Source organism: Kitasatospora sp. NPDC059803 (assembly GCF_042732255.1).
GTDB lineage: Bacteria > Actinomycetota > Actinomycetes > Streptomycetales > Streptomycetaceae > Kitasatospora.
Window position 1 is genome coordinate 1 of the sequence record NZ_JBHWIJ010000449.1, and the last position, 4,672, is coordinate 4,672.

A 4,672-nucleotide genomic window follows, 5' to 3' on the forward strand; every position below is an offset into this window, starting at 1 on the left:
CGCCTAGGGGGACCGGGCCGTTGCCGTGGGCGCCGAAGCGGTCAGCCGCCGAGCTGGATGCCGGCCATCCGCTTCCACTCGTACGGGCCGGTCTTCACCTTGAGGGCCAGCTCGCCCTCGAAGTCGTCGTGCAGGGTCAGCCCGGCCAGTTCGGCGGCGCGGCGGCCGACGGCGTAGCTCGGGGCCACCTGGTCGCCCCAGGCGCCGTCCGCGCCGACCACCACGATCCGGGTGGCCACGGCGCCGACGTACTCGACGACCGCGTCGGCGCCGCCCCCGTGTTGGCGGGCGAAGCTGCTGAGGTGCTTGGCGATGCGCTTGGCGCGGCGCTCGGTACGGGCGTCCGGCGCGGCGGCGGTGGCGGTCTCTGCGCTGCTCATGCCCGCATGCTACCCACCGGTAGTCGTGCTGGCGACGGGAGCGCCCTGTGCACCGGGCCACATACTGGAGGCGTGACCTTCTCCGGCTGGCCGGCCGAGGCGCTCGACTTCTACGAGCACCTCGAAGCCGACAATTCCAAGACCTTCTGGCAGGCCCACAAGGAGCAGTACGACGACGACGTGCGGACCCCGATGGAGCTGCTGCTCGCCGAGCTGGAGCCGGAGTTCGGGCCCGGGAAGATCTTCCGCCCCAACCGCGACGTCCGGTTCAGCGCCGACAAGTCTCCGTACAAGACACACATCGGCGCCCACCTGGAGACCGGCGGCTACGTCCAGCTCTCCGCCGACGGCCTGGCCTGCGGCAACGGGATGTACCAGCTCGCCCCCGACCAGTTGGACCGCTACCGCGCCGCCGTCGCCGAGGACGTCAGCGGCGCCGAACTGGAGCGGGTGATTGCCGCGGTGGAGCAGGACGGCCCCCGGGTGCACGGCCGGGACTCCCTCAAGACCGCTCCGCGCGGCTTCCCCAAGGACCACCCGAGGATCGAGCTGCTGCGCCACAAGGGCCTGGTCGCCTGGCAGGAGTGGGCGCCCGCGAAGTGGCTCGGCACCCGCGGCGCCCACACCCGGATCACCGCCTTCCTGCGCGCCTCCCAGCCGCTCCGGGACTGGCTGGACGACCACGTCGGCCCGTCCGAGCTGCCGGCGCGGTGAGAACGCGAAGAGCCCCGGTCCACCGGACCGGGGCTCTTCGACGTCGGACAGGCCTTACTTCACGAACGGGTCGATCGCGCACACCACGAACAGCAGCGACAGGTAGGTGATCGACCAGTGGAACAGCCGCATCTCCTTCAGCTTCGCGCCCACCACCCCGGCCTTGGCCCGGCCGTACAGCGCGTGCGCCTCGCGCAGCCAGAACCCGCCGAGCAGCACCGCGGTGACGGGGTACAGCCAGCTCATGTGCCCCAGCGGCCACACTGCCAGCGAGGTCGCCACCATCACCCAGGAGTAGGCGACGACCTGCTTGCCGACGGCGACGTTGCCCTTGACCACCGGCAGCATCGGCACGCCGGCCCGCTCGTAGTCCTCGCGCACCTTCATCGAGAGCACCCAGGTGTGCGGCGGCGTCCAGAAGAACACCACCAGGAACAGCGCGACCGCCGCCCAGGACAGCGAGTTGGTGACGGAGGACCAGCCGATCAGCACCGGCATGCAGCCGGCGATGCCGCCCCAGACGATGTTCTGCGAGGTGCGCCGCTTGAGCCCCAGCGTGTAGACGAACACGTAGAACAGCAGCGCGCCGAGCGCCAGTCCGGAGGAGAGCCAGTTGACGCCGAAGCCCAGCAGCAGGGTCGAGACGATCGCGAGGACGATGCCGAACACCAGCGCCTCGCGCGGCGACACCATCCCGGTGACGATCGGCCGGCGCTCGGTGCGGGTCATCACCGCGTCGATGTCGCGGTCGATGTACATGTTGAGGGCGTTGGCGCCGCCCGCCGAGAGGTAGCCGCCGACCACGACCTTCAGCACCAGCAGCATGTTCGGGACGCCCTGTTGGGCGAGGAACATCACCGGCACCGTGCTCATCAGCAGCAGTTCGATGATCCGTGGCTTGGTCAGTGCGACGAAGGCGCCGACACGGGCCCCGATGGGCCGGTGCGCAGGAGTCGCCCCGGTGACCCCGGCGGGACGGGTTTCGACGGCGGTCACTAACACCCCAACTGAAGATGAATCCTCGCAGGCGTCCACAGGAACGAAGGGTCCCAAATCGTCCGCTCTGCGCGTACCACGCCACCTTAGACGCTCCATATATCCCATCCGGCTCCGGGGTCCCCCGGCGAGGCCGATGGCACACCCCCGGGTGAACCGACTGGGTGAAGCCACGAAGCCGTTCCGGCGCGCCGCCGCAACCCGTCCTGACCACCGGGGCGGCAGGGTGCCGTAAAACAGGAGAGTCTGGGACAAAATCAGGCAGGCCGCCCTGGTGGGAATCACCATACGGATTTCCTGGTTGTCCCAGCACGGAGGGTGAGCCCCGGGCCGGACGGTAGGCTCGCACGCAGAAGCGGGATCTACCCTCCGTGACCGGCACCACCCAGCGTCGAGACCACAGCGCCGTGGCCGACCCGGTCCCCTTTCACGGGGTCACTCTTCACAACGGAAGGAGCCCTGAGACAGGGTGAGCACGACGCCGACGAACGCATTCGAGTGGTCCGAACTGGATGAGCGCACGGTTGACACAGCGCGGGTCCTGGCCATGGACGCCGTCCAGAAGGTCGGCAACGGACACCCCGGGACGGCCATGTCGCTGGCCCCCGCGGCGTACCTGATCTTCCAGCGTTTCCTGCGCCACGACCCGACCGACCCCTCGTGGGTCGGCCGCGACCGGTTCGTGCTGTCCCCCGGGCACACGAGCCTGACCCTCTACACCCAGCTGTACCTGTCGGGCTACGGCCTGGAGCTGGACGACCTCAAGGCCTTCCGCGTCGCGGGCAGCCGCACCCCGGGCCACCCGGAGCACGGCCACACCGCGGGCGTGGAGACCACCACCGGCCCGCTCGGCCAGGGCATCGCCAACGCGGTGGGCATGGCGATGGCCGCCCGCTACGAGCGCGGCCTGTTCGACCCGGACGCCGCCGCCGGCGAGTCCCCCTTCGACCACACCATCTGGGCCATCGTCTCGGACGGCGACCTGGAGGAGGGCATCTCCGCCGAGGCCTCCTCGCTGGCCGGCCACCAGAAGCTGGGCAACCTGGTCGCCCTGTACGACGACAACCACATCTCGATCGAGGGCGACACCGAGACCGCCTTCTCCGAGGACGTCCTCAAGCGCTACGAGGCGTACGGCTGGCACGTCCAGCGGGTCGCCCCGAAGGCCAACGGCGACATCGACGTGGCCGTCCTGGCCGACGCGCTGGCCGCGGCCAAGGCCGAGACCACCCGTCCGTCGATCATCGCGATGCGCACGATCATCGCCTGGCCGGCCCCGGACGCCCAGAACACCGCCAAGGCGCACGGCTCCGCGCTCGGCGCCGCCGAGATCGCCGCCACCAAGAAGGTCCTGGGCTTCGACCCGGAGAAGACCTTCGAGGTCTCCGACAAGGTGATCGAGCACGCCCGCGAGGTCATCAAGCGCGGCAAGGCCGCCCACGCCGAGTGGGAGCAGTCCCTGGAGGCCTGGCGCGCCGCCGACCCGCAGCGCGCCGCCGAGTTCGACCGCATCCAGGCCGGCGAGCTGCCCGAGGGCTGGAAGAAGACCGTCCCGGTCTTCCCGGCCGGCAAGGACGTCGCCACCCGCAAGGCCTCCGGCGAGACCCTCAAGGCGCTCGGCGCGGTCATCCCGGAGCTGTGGGGCGGCTCGGCCGACCTCGCCGAGTCCAACCTCACCACGATCGACGAGGACAGCTCGTTCCTCCCCGAGGGCAACCCGCTGAAGAGCGCCAGCCCGTACGGCCGGACGATCCACTTCGGCATCCGCGAGCACGCCATGGGCTCGACCATGAACGGCATCGCGCTGCACGGCAAGACCCGCGTGTACGGCGGCACCTTCCTGGTCTTCGCCGACTACATGCGCCCGGCCGTGCGCCTGGCCGCGCTGATGAAGCTGCCGGTCACCTACGTCTGGACGCACGACTCGATCGGCCTCGGCGAGGACGGCCCGACCCACCAGCCGGTCGAGCACATGGCCTCGCTGCGCGCCATCCCGGGCCTGTCCATGGTCCGCCCGGCCGACGCCAACGAGACGGCCGTCGCCTGGCGCACCGTGATCGAGCGCCAGACCACCCACCCGGGCCCGGTCGGCCTGGCGCTCACCCGCCAGAACGTCCCGACCTTCGACCGCGAGGTCTTCGGCTCCGCCGAGGGCACCGCGAAGGGCGGCTACATCCTGGCCGAGGCCTCCAGCGGCGACCCGCAGGTGATCCTGCTGGGCACCGGCTCCGAGGTCCAGCTGGCCGTCAAGGCCCGCGAGGTGCTGGAGGCCGAGGGCATCGCCACCCGGGTGGTCTCGGTGCCGTCCTTCGAGTGGTTCCAGGAGCAGGACCAGGCCTACCGTGACAGTGTGCTGCCGCCGTCGGTCAAGGCCCGGGTGTCGGTCGAGGCCGGCATCGGCCAGGGCTGGCGCGAGCTGGTCGGCGACCACGGCCGGATCGTCTCGCTGGAGCACTTCGGCGCCTCCGCCGACTACAAGGTGCTCTTCGAGGAGTTCGGCCTGACCGCCGAGCGCGTGGTGGCCGAGGCCCACAACGCCCTCCGTTCCCTTGAGGCCGTCAACCGCTGACGCCCCCTTGGGC

Annotated in this window: 4 protein-coding genes; 2 read left to right on the forward strand and 2 right to left on the reverse strand. The window is 70.7% G+C overall.

Going from position 1 to position 4,672, the window contains the following annotated elements:
* Positions 1–41 precede the first annotated feature (41 nt).
* Positions 42–380: a hypothetical protein gene (locus ACFV6I_RS37760; RefSeq protein ID WP_063349518.1), complete on the reverse strand. Its 339-nt coding sequence runs from the start codon at positions 378–380 to the stop codon at positions 42–44.
* 72 nt (positions 381–452) lie between these two features.
* Between ACFV6I_RS37760 and ACFV6I_RS37765 the strand changes: the two genes are divergently transcribed.
* Positions 453–1,094, forward strand: a complete 642-nt coding sequence (locus ACFV6I_RS37765; protein WP_380336074.1) for a DUF2461 domain-containing protein — start codon at positions 453–455, stop codon at positions 1,092–1,094.
* A gap of 54 nt (positions 1,095–1,148) precedes the next feature.
* Here ACFV6I_RS37765 and ACFV6I_RS37770 read toward each other — a convergent pair whose 3' ends face one another.
* On the reverse strand, positions 1,149–2,096 hold the full coding sequence (locus tag ACFV6I_RS37770; RefSeq protein ID WP_063349516.1) for a heme o synthase: 948 nt from the start codon (positions 2,094–2,096) through the stop codon (positions 1,149–1,151).
* A gap of 463 nt (positions 2,097–2,559) precedes the next feature.
* Here ACFV6I_RS37770 and tkt point away from each other — a divergent pair, with 463 nt between their 5' ends.
* Positions 2,560–4,659 (forward strand): transketolase, encoded by a 2,100-nt coding sequence (tkt, locus tag ACFV6I_RS37775; protein WP_063349515.1) that lies wholly within the window; start codon positions 2,560–2,562, stop codon positions 4,657–4,659.
* The last annotated feature ends 13 nt before the right edge of the window (positions 4,660–4,672 follow it).